The organism is Marinobacterium sp. xm-m-383, assembly GCF_013283255.1.
Taxonomy (GTDB): Bacteria; Pseudomonadota; Gammaproteobacteria; order Pseudomonadales; family Balneatricaceae; genus Marinobacterium_E.
This window is the reverse complement of sequence record NZ_WBYT01000009.1, coordinates 1-17,582: the sequence shown is the minus strand read 5'-3', so window position 1 is coordinate 17,582 and position 17,582 is coordinate 1. Positions and strand designations below refer to the sequence as shown.

The window sequence follows — 17,582 nt, the reverse complement described above, 5'->3', positions numbered from 1 at the left end:
TAATTACATCGAGCTGTTCTACAACTCATCACGTCGCCACGGCAACAATAATGGGATGTCTCCAGTTCAATATGAAGAGCAGTATTTACGAAAGCTGGCAGCTGTCTAGGAAACTAGGGCCTTGCCAGTGTTCAGAAAATATCTGGTCGTGTAATTAGTGATCTTAGGTCGAGATTTAACCAAAGCAAAAGAACGCATGATGATTCAAGTGTATAGCTTTTAGAATAAGGAGCATTATTGTGAAAATTTTTAGATTGATACTGCTAATTTTTATGGCGTCAAACCTTCTTGGCTGCGAATACATAGGCAAGCAACTCGCAAAACAGAAGTTCGACGAATTACAGCAAACTATCAAAAGTCAGGATCTTGAGATCAAGCAGTTAAAAAAGCGGATGGAGCAGCTTCAGGCTGAAGCGTTAATGTATAAAGAGAAAAGCGAAGAAAACGAAAGACGCAAGAAAAACCTGCAATCTATCTTCACCAGCAATTAACCAGTATTGGGATACCTAAAGGTATTAAATGAAAATCTATCAAGTTTATGACGTTTGGATGGCGCTACGAAAATCAGTAACTAACTTGCTGATTTTAAGTATTATCGCGAGTTTTATTTGCTATTTATTCGATTTTTTGCAAATTTTGCCTGTGTTCCTGCTTGCGATCTTAGGCCAAAGTATAATTATCTACCGGGCGAACCATCTCTATAAAATTGACCAAGTAACTCAAACCTTTACTTTTCCAGCTAGTGACCTTGAAAACAGTATTCTGGCTATTGTGCTAATGCAGCCATACTGGAATTTGATGCGACGAAAATCGGTACAACTTTCTACAATTGAAAATCTCTACCTGGATACTCAGCGTTGGAGCACTAAGCAGCAAGTGGTCACTGGAACAACTGTCAAAGGCAAGACAAAATTCAAACAAACTACTCCTATACTTCTATTCAGCTATTGTATATACTGCACGATCCGCGCTTTTTGTGTTCAGCGTTAATGTTACAGCCGCATTATCTAAGGAAAGTCACGCATGAATCTATCCAAAACGACAGTAAAACCTTTGCTGATCGCTGCCGGTGTTATTGTTGCTCTGTTTGTTATCGCTCAGAGATATTTATTATCTGATGAGTTGCCCGCGGATGTTGCTTCGGGTAATGGCCGGATTGAAGCAACCGAAATTGCTATTTCTGCGAAAACCGCTGGGCGGATCCGCGATATTTTGGTTAACGAAGGTGACTTTGTGACAGCGGATCAAGTGGTAGCACATATTGATTCAGAATCACTTACTGCTCAGCTGCAACAAGCTGAAGCGCAAGAGCGCCAAGCGCTAAATGCGGTTAGTGCGGCGTATAGCCAACTGGCACAACGACAAAGTGAAAAAGCGGCACTGGAAGCGGTATTAGCACAGCGCGAAGCCGAATTATCTGCTGCCCAAAACCGCTCGCGGCGTACTAGCACTTTAGCCAAAACTGGCGCGGCCTCGCAACAAACGGCCGATGATGATCAAGCAAAATTGCGCAGTGCACAAGCCGCCGTTGCTGCGGCTAAAGCGCAGATAGATGCAGCAGCATCGGGTATTGCCGCGGCCAATGCGCAAATTCAATCGGCAGAGTCGGCCTCGGTTGCGGCGGCTGCCACCGTTAATCGCGTAAAAGTAGAGCTGCAAGATAATGTATTAAAGGCGCCGCGTGCTGGTCGTATTCAGTATCGAGTAGCGCAAGCTGGGGAGATTGTTGGGAGTGGCGGCCGGGTGTTAAATATGATCGATCTGACCGATGTGTATATGACATTCTTTTTACCCGCCGCGCAAGCTGGGCGTATTGCCATTGGTAGTGATGTAAGCATAGTGCTTGATGCGGCACCGCATGTGGCCATTCCAGCTAAAATTTCTTATGTTGCTGATGTGGCGCAATTTACACCTAAAACCGTAGAAACAGCCAGCGAACGTGAAAAACTGATGTTTAGGGTCAAAGCCAAAATTGATCCCGCATTGCTGCAAAAACATATTACGCAGGTGAAAACCGGTTTGCCGGGTGTTGCTTGGGTTAAGTTAAGTGACGACGCCAGCTGGCCTGCACATTTACCTGAGCGGGTTGCTTTATGACGGTAGCCCGCATTCGGCAAGTTAGCTTACGATACGGGAAAACACTGGCGCTAGATAACATCACCTTAGATATTCCCGCGGGTAAAATGGTGGGGTTGTTAGGGCCTGATGGTGTGGGTAAATCTAGCTTATTGTCGTTGTTATCCGGTGCTAAAGCGATTCAAAGCGGTCAAATTGATGTGCTAGATGGCGATATGGCCAGCAAAGCGCATCGTGAATATATTTGTCCACATGTTGCTTATATGCCACAAGGGTTGGGTAAAAACCTCTATCCCACCTTATCTGTTGAAGAAAACCTGCAATTTTTTGCCCGCTTATTTGGTCATTCTGCGCCAGAGCGGCGTCGGCGTATTGACGATTTAACGCAAGCAACGGGGCTGCAAAAATTTTTAAGTCGCGCAGCTGGCAAGCTTTCCGGCGGTATGAAACAAAAGCTGGGGCTGTGCTGTGCGCTAATTCATGATCCGCAATTTTTAATTTTAGATGAACCCACTACTGGCGTGGATCCGCTGGCGCGTAGCCAATTTTGGCAACTGATTAGCCGCATTCGTCAAAGTCGCCCACAAATGAGTGTGATTGTAGCAACCGCCTATATGGACGAAGCACAAGGCTTTGACTGGCTGGTAGCGATGGACGGCGGTAAGGTACTTTCAACTGGCACACCGGCAGAGATTTTACAGCGAACAGCATCGGCATCGTTAGAAGAAGCCTTTATTAAATTATTGCCAGAAGAAAAAAAACGCGGACATCAACCTGTTGAGATTACGCCATTAAGCCAGTTTGGTGCTGATGATATTGCCATTGAGGCGCAACATTTAACCATGCGTTTTGGTGATTTTACCGCGGTTAACGATGTTAGCTTTAAAATTGCTCGTGGTGAAATTTTTGGCTTTTTGGGTTCCAATGGTTGCGGTAAATCCACCACCATGAAAATGCTTACGGGTTTATTACCCGCGACAGAAGGCAAAGCCTGGCTATTTGGTAAAGAAGTTAACCCTGATGATATTAATACCCGTAAGCGTGTGGGGTATATGTCGCAAGCGTTTTCGTTGTACGGTGAGCTTACTGTAGAACAAAACTTAGTACTGCATGCACGGCTATTTCATGTGCCAGAACAGGATATTCCAGCGCGGGTAGCGGAAATGGTTAGCCGCTTTGATTTAGCAGGCGTGTTAGCCTATTTACCTGAAAGTTTGCCACTTGGTATTCGCCAACGTTTATCGCTGGCGGTGGCCATGGTGCATAAACCTGAGTTACTGATTTTAGACGAACCCACCTCGGGCGTGGATCCTGTTGCGCGTGATAACTTCTGGCGCTTACTGATTAGCTTATCGCGCCAAGATAAAGTGACTATTTTTATTTCAACGCACTTTATGAACGAAGCCGAGCGCTGTGATCGAATGTCGATGATGCACGCTGGTAGAGTACTGGATAGCGATAAACCGGCTTTATTAAGGCAAAAGCGTGGCAAGGATACACTGGAAGACGCGTTTATCGATTACTTGATTGAAGCCAGTGGCTCTGAGTCGCAAGCAGCTCCCATTGAAGCTGCATTGGTTACTGCCGAGGCTGTGGATACGGTGGCAAACGAGCAAGTGCCATCTAAAAAATCGTTGTTTAGTATGCAGCGTATGTTTAGCTATATGTGGCGCGAATCATTGGAGTTACAACGGGATCCGGTGCGCAGCACTTTGGCATTACTCGGCTCCTTAATTTTGATGTTTGTGATGGGGTTTGGTATCAGCATGGATGTTGAGGATTTACGTTATGCGGTGCTAGACCGAGATCAAACCGCACTTAGCCAAAGCTATACATTAAGCTTATCTGGCTCGCGCTATTTTGTTGAGCAAGCGCCCATTAAAGATTATGCCGATTTGGATAAACGGATGCGAGATGGCGAGTTATCGCTGGTACTGGAAATTCCAGCCGGTTTTGCCCGAGATATTGAACGCGGAACGCCCGTAGCGGTAGGTGCTTGGGTGGATGGCGCTATGCCGCAACGGGCAGAAACAGTAAAAGGTTATGTGCAAGGTATTCATCAGCATTGGTTGGCCGAGCAAGCTAGAATGCGCACTAATACCAGCACCAGTAGTGCTGCCGGTATAGAAACCCGTTATCGTTATAACCCAGATGTGCGCAGTTTACCTGCTATGGTGCCGGCTATTATCCCGCTGCTGTTATTAATGATGCCCGCCATGTTAACGGCACTGGCCGTAGTACGTGAAAAAGAGCTGGGTTCTATTCTTAATTTGTATGTGACACCAGTAACCAAAACCGAGTTTATGTTAGGTAAACAGTTGCCGTATGTGGCACTGGCGATGCTTAATTTTCTACTGATGTGTTTATTGGCGGTAACACTGTTTGATGTCCCTATTACTGGTAGTTTTATCACCTTGTTATTGGCGGCGTTTTTATACTGCATTATCGCAACGGGTATGGGCTTGCTGGCTTCTACTGTGACCAAAAGCCAAATTGCGGCAATGTTTTTTGCGATGTTGGCAACCTTGATCCCTGCAGTACAATTTGCCGGTTTACTTGATCCTGTGTCATCCATGGAAGGTGGTGGTAGGGTGATTGGTGAGATTTATCCGGCTACTTATATGATTAATATTACCCGTGGCGTTTTTAGTAAAGCACTGGGTTTTAGTGATTTATATGATTCTTTTAAACCCTTGCTGTTAGCGGTACCGGTTATTTTGGGCGTAGCAATTGCACTATTGAAAAAGCAGGAGCGTTAAGTATGCAAGCCTTTGCCAATATTTATCGCTTAGGGGTAAAAGAGTTATGGAGCTTACGGCGTGATAAAATCATGCTGTTTTTGATTGTCTATACCTTTACGTTGTCGGTGTATACCGCTGCAACTGCGATGCCAGATACCTTAAATAAAGCGCCAATCGCTATTGTTGATGAAGATGCGTCACCGTTATCGGCCCGAATTGTTGGGGCTTTTTATCCTCCTCAATTTAATTTACCCGAGCTTATTTCATTGCCAGAAATGGATGCCGGAATGGATTCTGGCCGTTATACCTTTGTGGTAAATATTCCGCCAAATTTTCAAAGCGATATCCTTGCGGGCAATATTACCAATATCCAGCTAAGCACCGATGCCACGCGGATGAGCCAAGCATTTAGTGGTAGTGGCTATATTCAGCAAATTATTATGGCCGAGATCAGTGAGTTTTTGCAGCATCAGCGTGGGGTAAGTACTACGCCGGTAGATTTAGCGCTAAGAGTACGCTTTAACCCAACGCTGGAAAAAGCCTGGTTTGGTTCGGTGATGCAAATTATTAATAACGTTACCATGCTGTCTATTATTTTAACTGGCGCGGCACTTATTCGTGAGCGCGAGCATGGCACTATCGAACATTTGTTGGTGATGCCAGTAACGCCTACCGAAATTATGTTGGCAAAGGTGTGGTCGATGGGCTTGGTGGTATTGTGCGCGGCAGCGTTTTCCTTGGTTTTTGTGGTGCAAGGTGCGCTACAAGTGCCGATTGAAGGCTCGGTATTGTTATTTTTAGTGGGTGTGGCGCTGCATTTATTTGCCACAACGTCTATGGGCATATTTTTGGCTACGCTGGCGCGTAATATGCCGCAGTTTGGCATGTTAATGGTATTGATTTTACTGCCGCTGCAAATGCTTTCTGGTGGATCTACCCCGCGAGAAAGTATGCCGCAGTTGGTACAAGATTTAATGCTGGTGGCACCTACCACACACTTTGTCAGTCAGGCACAGGCTATTTTGTATCGTGGCGCTGGCCTTGATGTGGTATGGCCACAGTTTTTATGGTTATTGCTGATAGGCTCGGGGTTATTTGTATTCTCGCTATCACGTTTTCGTAAAGCTATCACGCAAATGGCGTGACCAGCTATCTGCTAAGGCCAGCATCCGTTTATTTCTTAGTCTTAATTTATTTAATGGCTGCAGTGTCTTCTAAATCGTCGAGCAGGATACGCTTAATCTCTAAAATAGCCGCAGCGGTTTCCTGAACACTGTGGCCAGAGACAATAACTGTTTCAGATACCGCTTCAGGCAGGTGAGCGCTTTGGTAGGGAACTAAGCCATCATCACTGTCTTCTAGCTTTCCATCAGAGTGCGTTCTGGCAATGATAGAGTGATAGTTCACTGTCGAAGATATAGGGAGCGTCGCAGCAGCCAAAATGAAGTCATCATCCGCGTTTAAGTTATCAACACTATTGGGGAGGTAAAGCGGTTTTTTTTGACTTAAGGCGGGATCATCAGCGCTGCCTTGAAGCACATCAGCAAAATCTTCGAGAATAGTTAACGGCAGTTTGATCATGCTTGCGACAAAACGCCCTATTCTTTGTCCTGCGAAGGGGGTGCCTTGGTGAGGCGCGGCAATAAAGATTGCCCGAGACACTTCTGGCATTGGATAGAATTGTAATATTGGCTTAATGTGCGCTTCAATGCGTTGCCGACGTTTGGGTTCGAACTCAACATCCCGGATTACTTCGCTCATCAGGTTTTCACTGGACGATACCATTAACCGGGCGATGACACCGCCCATACTGTGGCCCATAACGACCATGTTTTTTGATGCTGTCGCCGAACCTTGTGGATCATAATGATGAAGCACTGCATTGATAGTATTGCGGATCTCGAAGTGATTAATCGGGATAGGAATATTAGTGGGGTAATATACCTGCCACACCTGAAATTTTTTGCGCAGTATTTCATCACCCATTATTTCATTTGCCACGTTTACCCAAGCTTCAGGGCTACTGGCCAGCCCATGGATCATTAAGATAACCCTTCGGTCCGGATCATATGGCTGCATCAAGTATACATGTGGTTTGTCGAAGTTTTGCTCACGGCCCAGTAAGGTACGTATCGACTGCCGGGCAAAACCCGCCTGAGCCAGCCACAGCCCATAGCCTGCGGTAAAGTGTCCGGCTAAAGGGATATGTTGCTCGTATAGCTCGGTAGCAAAGTGCCGGTAAGGATCATACACAGCGAAAGTCACTTCAGTAGTGGCTAAAATGTCTGCAAGGGAATCACTTTCAAAGCGCAATAAAGCGGTAACAACCGGGTACGGCATCTCGCTCCAGGTTGGTCTGGCTGGTGCGTGATCTTTGCTATCGCTATTTCTGGCCAGAACGCCAGCATTAGTTTTCACGCTTCGATCAGCAACCAACTCTGCGCCAAAACCATCGCGTCGATACTGACTGCGAAGCCCTGTAAAAGCCAGAGAGGGCGCGGCAAATAAGTTATGGATAGGTTGCTCACTTTGCGCAATATTGGTGCCTGAAAAATCTGTTTTGATTACCCAGCCACTCATGGAAAATGGGGCGATGTCAGGACTGACATTATTACTCCGCTCATGCGCTTCAAACAGAATGGTAGCCGTCTCTTGCACGGCTAAATTGTAATAGTCACGTACCTGAGTTTGCCTGTCTTCAAATGCCCGCTCTCCGGCAGAGCGGTTAGTAAAAAACAGATAAGCATAGGCATAGCGGGCGGCCTGTAGCCAGGCATGCAGGCGTGCTTCGGCTGCTTTTGTTTGCGATATTGACAGCGCCTGTTGCACCCAGAGTTCCGACAAAGTAGATAAACGTCTTTCATCATTAATGCCGCTTGTTTGCAGCAGTGCGGCAATGCATTCATGGCCGGGGTTATCTAAATCGAGACAGGCGCTAACATCTAACCCGGCTACTTTTATCGTCTCTATTGACGCTGCGCTCGGTGTGTTGCCGGTAAGCACATCACCCCGTTTAATTCTGATGTACTCGTCAGTATTCATTGAGCGAACTGCAACTGGGCTATCGAACTGCTTTAGGGTACTGCAGGCATTAAGTAAGGCTGAACACAGCAGGATAAAAAATAGCCAGGCAAGTTTGTTAAAGCTTAAGGTCATTACTAATCCTCTTTGGAAATTGCGGCTATATCATTTCTGATCGCACGGGAAAAATTGGGATCTTCGTTTGCTTGTTGCGCGCGAACATTAATATAACCCGATGTTTGTAACTGACTATAGCTATAACCTGGTATTAAAGCGCCCTGATCATAAGCATACTCGGCAAAATGGCCTGACAACAAAAGCCGGTAATCTAGGGGTATACCTGGTGCAATCTGGCGGGCTAGATCAAACACAATGGTTGTACAATTGCTTGTTAGGGTATTGTAAAACTGCGGTGTGGTGCGCAGTGACTCTGCCATTGTCAGGTAACCCAAAAACAGGGTACGAAGTTGCTGCGGGTTTAACGCCAAAGGATATAGATAAACGTCTTCATTTCGGGCGTTACTTCTGGTCAAAATAATGTCCCGTTCGTCTGCGGCAATAACAACTTGCTCAAACTGTCGGAATAAACCACCTATGGCGGAGAAGGATTCATGCCGCTCTTTACGGATCTCTAAAGAAAAAACCAGCTGTTGACCGTTATTAAAACCAAAAGACACCAGGGTGTGCGCAATATGCGGCCCCATCCAATAAGAGAGAATTAAGTCGGCCGAAACCAACTGCTCTAAATTGTAGTGGCGGGTTTGCCAGTTTGCTGTGTAGTCGCTTTCACTACGCCATTTGAAATTACGTACATTATACAGCGTAACCTGGTTACCCTGCATCTCCGATTTAAGCAAATAAGCAACATCATCAGCCCAGTCACGTTGATGAGAGGGGGTAACAGTTTGCCACCAAATGAGTAATATTGCGCCTAAGAGCAGGTAAGCAATCAGCAAGTTGCGCATTCTTCGCCGATATCTATACCCTAGCGTTATTACACAAGCGATACCTAAGACACTCCAGCATGTCAGGACAAACAAGCTTACAGCAAAAGGGAAATCATATAATTGATACCATAGCGCCAGGCTTCCACACGCCGTTGAGATTAAGAGTATCAAGCCAACTAGCAATCGCAACATAGAGATATACATAGAGTTTCCAAAGTTATAGCCAACACCATAGCAACGCAGCTATGTCTAAACCAGTATCTTCGAGACCAACCAGGGGGGCTCGCAACCTAAATAGTTAATCTGCATATTTAAGCCAACAACGGCTTTGGCTTGACATGCTAATTAAACTACGATTAAATTTCGGACTGACTAGAGGCTGTTGATCTTTGCTTAAATTTTATTCAGCAATGCATTGGTAGCCAGACCATGACAAAGGCTAACGCGACATTACTGGCGTAGTTTCTTGCCAGTTTGTCATAGCGAGTAGCAATAGCACGATATTTTTTAATCTTTAAAAAAGCGTTTTCAACCAGGTGCCGGTACTTATAAAGGCACCAGTCCATATGACCATTCCCAGTTTTACTGTTCTCTTTCCTCGGAATATTGGCCACGCTACCTTGAGCTTCAATAAATGCTCGTAAACTATCACTATCGTAGCCCTTATCGGCAGTGACACTTGCTTGATTTTGGGGCTTCTGCTATCAAACTCTGAGCATGGGCGATGTCATGTACTTGCCCACCAGAGATTTCGAAATAAACAGGTAGCCCAGCACTATCAACAGCAAGATGAATTTTTGTAGAATTGCCACCCCGGCTTTTTCCTATCGCTTCGTCTGCACCGCTTGATGCCCCGCAGCTATCCTGATGCGCCTTCACGATGCTTCCATCAATAAATAGCCACTCAGGGTCATTCTCAGACGATATGCTTTGAAACAGTTTTTGAAGTACCCCCTTTTTTGACCAGAGGTTAAAACGTCTAAAAACGGTATTCCAACGGCCGAATTTTTCAGGCAGATCTCGCCATTGGACTCCAGTACGCATCCGATACAGAATGCCTTCAAGCGTATTTCTGTGCTCATACTTATTGTAAACACGCCCCGTGTCTTTAAGTATTTGCTTTAGGGCTTCCCAGGCTTTATCTGTTAACATTGTTCTAGGCATAGCAACGTCCGTTCTCGGTGGTATTTTTGATTTTTGGCGAAACCATTATACCTTGTTGCTATGCCGTCTAATTTTCACTCAAAGATCAACAGCCTCTAGTAATCATGTGTTGAAAAATTATCTCCACATTTTTCAACACACAACTGATTTTTCTCAAAAGCCGAAGATGATAAAAACTCTAATCGTAAGTTAGTTGTAGCCGCTAACGAGCAGCAGTAAGTTTCTCAGGCTATCAAGTGTTGTTGTACATTTTTGCTCGAACACTAAGCCAAACTGGTTAGCTTATTAAGCTTAAACCAACCAAGCAACATGTCCGGTTTTAAGGTAAAGCGGGCATTCGTATGGTGATTGTGTTGAGTTTTAGAAATTCTGCTTTTCGCTCAAAGCGGTCCAATCATAAATTTGGCTCGTTAAAACTAGCTGTTGTTACTGGTCACACAGCTAGTCAGAAAAACACACGATTCATTCATCTATCTGGCCAATCGCTCTTACCGGGATCATTAGCATGTTAGCTCTATGAAATTTTCTGGAGCTGACAATGAGAACGCCTTTGTTACCTTGGTTTATCCTATGGGTGACCATCCCAATCTTTATTTTCTTTCTATTCATCATGCCCGCCCATGCCAGTGATGGGCCATTCTATCAGCGTGGTCAGGAAGGCTGGTTTTGGTATCAGGTCATTCCTGAACCTGAGCAGCCTGATGAGCTGATAGAGCCGGAAACTGGTGTCGTGGAGTCCAGTCAGAGCGAACTAAAGCCCTTCAGTGCCGCATGGTTCCGAGAGCATATGCAATCGTTTATGGACAAGGCAATTGATGAGCCAACGAGTGAGAATGTCAGAGCCTATCTTTATCTTCAGCGCGTCATGATGGATAAGGGCTCACAGTTTGCTGATGTTAGTCAGCAGGTTGTCATGGGCGATCCTGTTTTGGATGAAATCAGTCGTAGACCCTTGGCGACCTATGCTGCCAATCGGATGGATCGAGAAGCTGGCGCTCAACGGGATGTTGCTTTAGGTGAAGTAGCAAAACGGGCTGGCTTGTTCTTCTTCTATCGTTCGGATTGCCCTTACTGCCATGCTCAAGCGCCTATCATCGAATCCATGGCTTTGAACTACGGTTTCGAGGTGTTTGCTATTGCTGTCGATGGCTTGCCTTTACCAAGTGGAGAATTTCCAAATTACAAAGTCGATTCAGGACAAGCTCAATCCTTGTCCGTTACGACTGTTCCTGCGGTTTTCTTAGTTGACCCGCCTAATGTCATCACTCCGATTGGCCAGGGCGCAATGAGCCTTGATGAGCTCAATAATCGAATCATTCTTGCAGCCCATCAAGCCGGTTGGATTGACGATCAAACTTACTATGCCACCAGACCTGTTCAGCCCGGCGTTTCACTCGCGATGTCAGCCCAAGAGCTTAACGAAAAAATATTACAGGACCCTGAGTTCCTTGTTCGCTATCTGCGTGCACAAGGAGGGTTATAACGATGAAAAAAGTATTCCAAGTATCGCTAATCGCCTGTGCGATTGGTTTTTCATCTATGAGCCAAGCAAGCTTGCAACAGGAGATGAATCAGTTGTTTGGTTCAATGACCAACACCACTGCGCCTGGTGTATTCGAGAGTCAGCGGCGTGGCGTTATATCTGGTGGAAGTGTTGTTGTTCGTAACAGGATCATGAACGAGAACCTCGTCTCAATGGTGCCTCCGTCATTCCAAGCAGGTTGTGGCGGCATTGATATGTTCGCTGGAAGTTTGTCATTTGTTAACGCGGATCAGTTTGTTCAATTACTTCGCTCTGTAGCGGCAAATGCCAAGGGGTACGCATTCCAATTGGCGCTCAGTGCTATGTGTGAGAAATGCTCCCAGCACATGGAGACACTGCAAAAGAAAATCCAGCAGTTGAACGAATATTTTGGCAATTCCTGTCAAATGGCTCAGGGAGTCGTGAACGATACTCTGGCTGCTTTTGGTAAGAAGGGGCAAACAGAAGCCAGCATGTTGAGCTCTCTCAAAGGGGCTGGAGACGTTTTTACCAGTTGGAGTGAGTCCAACGGTAAGAACCCTTATGAGAATGCTTCAAGTGTCGCGGCATCTGATGTGAACAAAACGATTAAAGGTAACTTGGTCTGGCGAGCACTGAAACGTCACTCGGCATCAAGCTGGTTTGCATCGGGGGATGATCGTTTTCTTGAAGCGGTTATGTCGGTGACTGGCTCGATCATCGTTGGTGATTTAGCGAATGCGGCTGATGGTCAAGGTAAAGCCCCAAAACTGACCAGACTGAATGGCAATAAAGTGACTATTGAGCATCTAATTCATGGCGGTAACGTCGCTATGTACCGATGTGACACAGTGACACAAGACGGCTGTCTAAATCCGACAATCGCTAACGTGACCCTAACCGGGTTATCAACTCAGGTCGAAAATTTACTTCTTGGTACAGGTTCTAGTAACGGCATTATATTTAAGTTTGCTCGGAATACTGGGGCAGCTAGCACCACCGAAAAGGCTTTTATGACCTCGGCTCCTGCAAGCATTGGCGGCATGATTCGAACACTTTCAGCATTAAATGAAGGGGCTGCTAGGTCGTTTGCTTCAAGAGCTGCGCCATTTATTGCTGTTGAGATGGCCCGGGCATTGGTTGAAGACATGCTCAACGCAGCTAGAAGCACATCTGGTGTGGAAGATCATGCCTATGCGAAGTTGTTAACCGAAGACCTTGAACGTGCACGTCGCCAAATCAATGAGGAGTACGCTGCGTTGCAGCGAAGATACGGCTCAGAGCAAGAATTGCTGGCGCATTTTAACCAGGTGATTCAGACCATTCGCAAACAGCGTTATTACACCGTTAAATCTACGGCGCTGGGGGAATAGGTCATGTGGGAAATCTATTCCATCGGGGATTCGGCTTTTTTAGAGCAGGTCCTGAACGCTGTCGCGATGATCACTGGTACAGGCGATTTTACTTCAATGGTTCGCATTGGCTTGCTCATTGGGGTATTGATGGTCTCTGTTCAGGCCTTAATGCAAGGTGGTCGTGGGATTAACTTTCAACACGTCTTAGTCTCATGGCTAGTCTTTGCAACCATGTTTGGACCCAGTACCCGAGTGAGCATTGAGGATGCGTACACGGGACAAGTTCGAGTGGTTGATAATGTGCCCATCGGTGTTGCTGCCGCAGGCAGTACGATTTCGACTGTTGGCTTTCAAATCACGCGATTGTTTGAAACGGCGTTCTCAACTCCCGCCATGACGGAATACGGCTTTGCATCCAGTTTACAGTCACTGATTAAAGTGAGAAAACAGGTGATGGATCGCTCTGGGTTGGGTGATGCAAATCGTGTCGGTGGCTCAGATATCGAACAATCGTGGTTTAACTACATCAAAGAGTGCACCTTGATTGGCATCGACATAGGCCAAAAGAACCTAGATCAGGTGCTAAGTGATCCTAACCCGATGACTGCGATTAGGTTTGATTCGCGCATTTATGGCACGCGCATCATGCTAAGTGGTAGCAGTAGCGATTTGGACTGCACCGATGCCTATAGCCAGCTGAAACTCATGACAGAATCAACCTTCATTCCAAGGCTTAAACAGGTTTTGTCAGCCTCATTGGGGACTTCGTCAGCAACGGATACTGATGATGTGATCCGAAATGCACTGAATAACCTTGGTTTGGCTTCGGTTAACACCCAAGAGTACATGACCGCGTCAGTGCTTTTGCCTATTTATGAACAAAGCGTGACGGGCAAGTATATGGATGATCAAGCTTTCACCGCAGCCGTTATGGTTAACCAAGCAATTGAGCAGCGCAATACGCAATGGGCGGCGGAGCAGGCCCTGTTCCAAAGCATTGTTCGTCCGATGATGACGTTTTTTGAGGGTTTCATTTACGCCATCACCCCATTGATGGCCTTTGTGATAGCCCTTGGCCAAATCGGGATGCGAATGGCCGGGAAGTACTTGTTAATCCTGCTTTGGATTCAACTTTGGATGCCTGTCATGGCCATCATTAACCTGTATATTCATTTAACCGTTGCAGGGAAAATGTCGGCTCTTGATGCCTTTGCAGGTACAGAAGTGCCATCTTTTGCTGGGATGATGCAGATGGATTCAGTGCTGCAAACCTGGATAGCTACTGGCGGCATGTTGGCGTCGAGTGTTCCGGCAATTTCGCTCATGCTCGTGTATGGCTCAGCAATAACCGCAACCCACTTGGCTGGACGTCTTCAAAACGGCGATGCCATTGATGAAAAGCTGGCTAGTCCAGATGTCTCAAAAAATGCCCCGGTGATGCAATCACAGTCAATGTTCCAAAATTCAGCCCTCACTGGTTCTGCAATGACCGGTGCGTCAAACTTACTAAGCAGTTTCTCTGTCGGAAACGCAGTGGGTTCAATGGTCGGCTCTGCAAAAGAATCCATGACTCAGGCAACTCAAGCCTTTAGTCGTCAGGTTGGCAATACCATGAGTCGAACTTTTGGTGAAAAGCTAAGTTACGACAACCTTTCTTCGGTTGGACGTCAGATCGGTTCTTCTAATTCCGCATCTAGCGCCGTTGTTAATCAGGTTACTGATGACCTGCAAACACGGTATGGTTTCGGAGACGATAAAAAAGACGCTGTACGTGGCTTGGTATCTGGCGTGTTATCGGGAGGCCTAAGGGTCGGTGGCGATGGAACTATTACAAATACCGGTGATAAAGAAGTAGCAGACAAAGGGTTCTTGGGAAGATTACTTGGTACAGGGGGGAATGACTCCCCACAAGGTAGCTTGCCTGGAGTCGATAAGCCTGAATCCTCAAGAGTGCCAAAAATATCACGGTTACGAGCTGGGTTGGATCTAGGTGGTAACTTTAGTGGCCAAGTTGAGTCATCAGAAGGCAGTTCTCGATCTACGACCGCAAATACGCTCACTGGGGAGATGCAAAGCTTGGCATCAAGTGATTCACGACGTGCTGAGTATCGCGATGCAATGGTTAAGGACCTTTCAGATTCAAGACGTTCTGGCGTTGAGATGTCCTTGTCTAACCAAGACTATCAGTCTCTTCAGAGTTCAGCACAAGACGTTGTCACGGCATCAAACCGCTTTAGTGAGCTTGATCAGGCCAGCTACAGTCTATCAGGACAAAGAAATACTGATGGTGCGACGTTAACCCGATTAGCGGCGGATAATCCTGAAGTCATGGATTATTTAGGTCGCTATATGAACCAGCATGTTGAAGCCGGTAACCGATTACGTGAAAACCTTCCAATGTATCAGCGCTTGTTACCTGATGATAATCAGGCGTATGTGGCCGCAGCTATGGAGTCTTTAACCTATAGCAATTCTTCAACGCCCGCTGAACGGGACAATGATTATCAAGCAGCAATGACTGTTATGGCCATGGCTACCGGAGCCGATTTACGATCAATTCAGCCGCGCTCAAATGAAGGCTTGTCATCAACTGCACCTACTTTTGGTGGTACTCAAAGCCAAGTTGAATCGGGTGTATTGGGCGGCTACGAGGATGCAGCAACAGTTCAAACTCAGTTCAACGCAGCTCAATCGGCTTACCAAACCAATCTGTCTGGTATAGATGGACAGTTGAATGCGCATCAGCAGCAAGCTCAGCAGGCCGTAGCTACTGACACAAGTACCTATCAATCTGGACTAAACAGTGAAGCTGGATCTCAGTGGCGATCACGCATTATGGCTGATGATAGCGGAGTTTCTGGTGCTGAAATGTTCTTCAACAGCGCCAGTGCTATTGGTGATTTCAGTGGCAAGCATACTGATGCAGCACTGCATACCTTGAATCACTTTGGCGAAGACTATGAGAGTTACAAAGAACAAGCGCTTGAAGATCCTGGCTCACGAGGTTTCCTGCACAATGCAACGGTGGCAAGCAAATCAACTTGGGATGGGTTAAAAGCAGCCGTTGATGCCGGAACCTCTTTGGAAAACCCATTGACGGCGTTTAATGATGCATACAGTGGATCGAGTTCGCAGTATGCCTCCGAAGTAAACTGGGGCACTAAGTCTGAAGCCATGTTGGCGGGGGCATTCGGTGCGGCAGTTAACAATCGATATGGTGAGTTCTTAGAGCAGTATGCTGATGATTTTAAACAGGAAGCGTACAGCGAAGGGCAGAGAATGGGATTGACCCCGATTCAAAGCCAAGTGTTCGCTCAAGCTTTCAATGAAGGTTTGGCGGGGCGCGTTTTCAACTCTGAAGACTCATCGAGTTGGTCGCCTGAAATGCTTGGTCTAAGGGAGCAAATGCTAAATGAGTATCGTCAAAAGGATGAGAGTGGTGCTTACATCCCAGACAGTGTGTCCGAAGAAGATAGAGCATTTGTGGATAAGCAGATTGCAGTGATCTCAAATGCATCCCTTGCTGGAGATTATGCTCAGAACAACTTGATCGATATTAGGGCCTATAACCAGGCATCAGGAAGAAACTAATATAGAAGGCCTGCCAGCCCAGCTCGGGCTGGCTAAGAGCGTGGTTTTTTTGGGTAAATCGAAGTGCGGCCATCCTGGTACTCATTAACCCAGAACCAGTACTTTTTTTCCTCAAGACTCATTTTTCGGCCAGTACTTTTTATTTGGCACCGAATAGAGCGAATGAAGCTACTGACAGCCAAAAAAATCAGACCCAACACAAAAATGTCCCAACTGGACTGAACATAAGCACTTACAGCCAACCCCACTCCAAAAATGATCAGACCTAATGTGTTGCTGGTTACCTTGAAGATCAAATAACAGAAAAAGATAACGGAGCAAATCATAAAAATAAGTACAGAAAAACGGGCGATTGCTTCCAATAGATAAGAGGAAAAATTAACAGAAGCAATCAGCATCATCAGCGCAAACAACAGTGATTTGTACCAGCAGCGCGCTGGGAAAGATCTAAGCAGTTTTTTCATCGAAGTTCTCTAAAAGTACACAGTCAGTTCACAATCAAGCTTGGTTTCAACAAATTAGTTCTCTGCAAATGCTCTAGCGGTATTCTCTGCGTTAATCCCGCATACAGGACATTTAAGCTGAATGCGCTGTTGTGATACCGTCAAATATAGGCTGCCGCATCGACACCGGTTTATGGAGGCAAGCTGTGATCTTAAATCACGAGCTAGAACCCAACCTTCATTGATGGTTAGTTTTTTCCAGGGGATCTCAGCTGGAAGATCTGCTTCTTCTCTTGCAACCAAGTACGCATCGTAAGCCTTCATCAAAGCATCAATATTTAATTGTTTGTAGACATTATCACCACCAATATTGACATAAAGCGCCATCAGCAGGGAGCCTTCAACTAACGCTCTTCTGGTCTTTACGATGGCATCAGACTCAGGTAATTGACCTGGGCAAGGTGATTTACCTGTGACTTCTTTGTGAAGCCTTCTGATAGTATGGATCGGCAAACCAGTATCGAGCGCGATAATAGTCGTTCGAAATCCGTATTTAATCAGTAGCGAGGCTCGGGTAAACAGTTCACTTTTAGATAGGTTATCAATCATGCATCCCTGGCAAGGCCCTAGTTTCCTAGACAGCTGCCAGCTTTCGTAAATACTGCTCTTCATATTGAACTGGAGACATCCCATTATTGTTGCCGTGGCGACGTGATGAGTTGTAGAACAGCTCGATGTAATTA

15 protein-coding genes are annotated in these 17,582 nt (G+C 46.1%); 9 read left to right on the top strand and 6 right to left on the bottom strand.

The window, feature by feature from the left end:
* From XMM383_RS11515 to XMM383_RS11490, 6 genes are all read left to right on the top strand, one after another.
* Positions 1–109, top strand: a 109-nt coding sequence (locus XMM383_RS11515; protein WP_173495030.1) for an IS3 family transposase, incomplete at its 5' end; no start/stop codon positions are given.
* 130 nt (positions 110–239) lie between these two features.
* Entirely contained in the window at positions 240–491 is a 252-nt protein-coding gene (locus tag XMM383_RS11510; RefSeq protein ID WP_173483613.1) for a hypothetical protein, read from the top strand.
* Between the two features lie 28 nt (positions 492–519).
* Positions 520–990, top strand: coding sequence for a hypothetical protein (locus tag XMM383_RS11505; protein ID WP_217363645.1), 471 nt, complete (start codon positions 520–522; stop codon positions 988–990).
* Between the two features lie 33 nt (positions 991–1,023).
* Positions 1,024–2,097: an HlyD family secretion protein gene (locus XMM383_RS11500; RefSeq protein ID WP_173495083.1), complete on the top strand. Its 1,074-nt coding sequence runs from the start codon at positions 1,024–1,026 to the stop codon at positions 2,095–2,097.
* On the top strand, positions 2,094–4,835 hold the full coding sequence (gene rbbA, locus XMM383_RS11495) for a ribosome-associated ATPase/putative transporter RbbA (protein ID WP_173483611.1): 2,742 nt from the start codon (positions 2,094–2,096) through the stop codon (positions 4,833–4,835). The genes XMM383_RS11500 and rbbA overlap by 4 nt, the downstream gene beginning before the upstream one ends.
* A 2-nt stretch (positions 4,836–4,837) precedes the next feature.
* Positions 4,838–5,962, top strand: coding sequence for an ABC transporter permease (locus tag XMM383_RS11490; RefSeq protein WP_173495082.1), 1,125 nt, complete (start codon positions 4,838–4,840; stop codon positions 5,960–5,962).
* Between the two features lie 46 nt (positions 5,963–6,008).
* Here the strand turns inward: XMM383_RS11490 and XMM383_RS11485 are convergent, their stop codons facing one another.
* The 3 genes from XMM383_RS11485 to XMM383_RS11475 all read right to left on the bottom strand — a co-directional run bounded on the left by XMM383_RS11485 (position 6,009) and on the right by XMM383_RS11475 (position 9,949).
* Positions 6,009–7,973, bottom strand: coding sequence for a triacylglycerol lipase (locus tag XMM383_RS11485; RefSeq protein ID WP_173483609.1), 1,965 nt, complete (start codon positions 7,971–7,973; stop codon positions 6,009–6,011).
* A 2-nt stretch (positions 7,974–7,975) separates the two neighbouring features.
* Positions 7,976–8,803, bottom strand: a complete 828-nt coding sequence (locus tag XMM383_RS11480; protein WP_254443151.1) for a DUF4105 domain-containing protein — start codon at positions 8,801–8,803, stop codon at positions 7,976–7,978.
* A gap of 386 nt (positions 8,804–9,189) precedes the next feature.
* Positions 9,190–9,949 (bottom strand): IS5 family transposase gene (locus XMM383_RS11475; protein WP_173483608.1). Its coding sequence is split into 2 segments (ribosomal slippage): positions 9,190–9,465 and positions 9,467–9,949, totalling 759 coding nucleotides; the frame shifts between segments, so codons are not numbered across the junction.
* A 538-nt stretch (positions 9,950–10,487) separates the two neighbouring features.
* On the opposite strand from XMM383_RS11475, the gene XMM383_RS11470 reads away from it, so the two are divergent.
* Genes XMM383_RS11470 through XMM383_RS11460 form a run of 3 tightly spaced genes read left to right on the top strand, consistent with a single transcriptional unit; the run spans position 10,488 to position 16,396 of the window.
* Entirely contained in the window at positions 10,488–11,432 is a 945-nt protein-coding gene (locus XMM383_RS11470; protein ID WP_173483607.1) for a thioredoxin family protein, read from the top strand.
* 2 nt (positions 11,433–11,434) lie between these two features.
* Positions 11,435–12,823 (top strand): conjugal transfer protein TraH, encoded by a 1,389-nt coding sequence (locus XMM383_RS11465; protein WP_029628494.1) that lies wholly within the window; start codon positions 11,435–11,437, stop codon positions 12,821–12,823.
* Positions 12,824–12,826: 3 nt separating this feature from the next.
* A complete protein-coding gene (locus XMM383_RS11460) occupies positions 12,827–16,396 on the top strand; it encodes a conjugal transfer protein TraG N-terminal domain-containing protein (protein WP_173495081.1) in 3,570 nt (1,189 codons plus the stop codon).
* A gap of 32 nt (positions 16,397–16,428) precedes the next feature.
* Here the strand turns inward: XMM383_RS11460 and eex are convergent, their stop codons facing one another.
* The 3 genes from eex to XMM383_RS11445 form a co-directional block, all read right to left on the bottom strand.
* A complete protein-coding gene (eex, locus tag XMM383_RS11455; protein ID WP_173495080.1) occupies positions 16,429–16,860 on the bottom strand; it encodes an EexR/EexS family entry exclusion protein in 432 nt (143 codons plus the stop codon).
* Positions 16,861–16,914: 54 nt separating this feature from the next.
* On the bottom strand, positions 16,915–17,448 hold the full coding sequence (locus tag XMM383_RS11450) for a FlhC family transcriptional regulator (protein WP_173495079.1): 534 nt from the start codon (positions 17,446–17,448) through the stop codon (positions 16,915–16,917).
* A 25-nt stretch (positions 17,449–17,473) separates the two neighbouring features.
* Positions 17,474–17,582 (bottom strand): IS3 family transposase (locus tag XMM383_RS11445; RefSeq protein ID WP_173495030.1); only part of this gene is annotated, 109 nt, incomplete at its 5' end.